The organism is Streptomyces sp. RP5T, from assembly GCF_003933965.1.
Taxonomy (GTDB): Bacteria; Actinomycetota; Actinomycetes; order Streptomycetales; family Streptomycetaceae; genus Streptomyces.
Genome location: NZ_RSAJ01001166.1, coordinates 1 through 980, shown reverse-complemented (window position 1 = coordinate 980; position 980 = coordinate 1). Strand labels below are relative to the sequence as shown.

Genomic DNA, 980 nt, shown 5'->3' with positions numbered 1-980 from the left:
TCTCCGTACCGTTCGCCGGACCAGGCGCGGCGCAGCAGGCCCAGCTGTTCGTCGAGGCGGCGGCCCCGGCGGTGGAGGTCGATGCCGGCGGCCAGGCAGTCGTCCTCGCGGCCTCCGACACCGATGCCGAGCGTGAAGCGGCCGCCGGAGAGGCGGTCGAGAGTCGCCGTCTGCTTGGCGAGCAGGGCGGTGTTGTGGAGGGGCGCGAGCAGCACCTCGGTCTGCACGCGGATGCGGGTGGTGGCGCCTGCCAGGGTGGCCAGGGTGACGAGGGGCTCGGGGTTGTCGTAGACGAGACGGTCGAGCAGGCCGAGGGTGCGGAAGGGGCTCGCGTCGGCGCGCCGGGCCCAGGTGAGCAGCTGGGCGGGGTCGTCGAGGGGGAGGCCGAGGCCGATGTTCATGGGAGAGTCCTCCGGAGGGCGTACGGGATCCGCCGGTCGGCCGGATCCGTTGCCGCCCCTCCGTGACACCGCGCGCTGTGCGCGGGCCTGCTCCCGTTCTGCGGCGATGGTTCAAGAGAGCGTGTGCGTCAGAGTGCGGCGACGGTAACGCGGGCGGACGGGTCACGACAACGCGTTTTCCCACGGGCGCTCGCCGGATACGGCTTGGGCGTACGGTCCGCGTGCTGTCTTCTCGCTGAACGGGTTCACCGGGGTGCTCTCGGGGTGGCCTCGTCAGGCAGCCAGGCCCTCAGATGATCACGTGAGGCAGGAAGCGCGCGTACTCGTCGGTGATCAGGCCCGAGGACTCCCGGATGCCGAGGCCCGCCGGTTCGTCCTCCACGACCCAGGCGCCGAGGACCACGTGGTTGCCGTCGAACTCGGGGAGGGGGGCCAGTTCCTGGTAGCAGCAGGGCTCCTCGCGGATCACCGGCTGCGTGCCGGGCTCGTGGACCGTCACCCCGACGCCCTCGCGGCCGAGCAACGGCTTGGCGACGTAGCCGGTCGTCGTGGCCAGCTGCCGGGGTGACGGTCCACGAG

Annotated in this window: 2 protein-coding genes; both read right to left on the bottom strand. The window is 72.2% G+C overall.

All coding sequences use genetic code 11. The annotated features are described in order from the left end of the window. On the bottom strand, positions 1-401 hold a 401-nt coding region (locus EHS43_RS45170; protein WP_125196118.1), incomplete at its 3' end, for an LLM class flavin-dependent oxidoreductase. 289 nt (positions 402-690) lie between these two features. Beyond that, a partial coding sequence (locus EHS43_RS45165) for a glutathionylspermidine synthase family protein (protein ID WP_148104370.1) occupies positions 691-980 on the bottom strand: 290 nt, incomplete at its 5' end.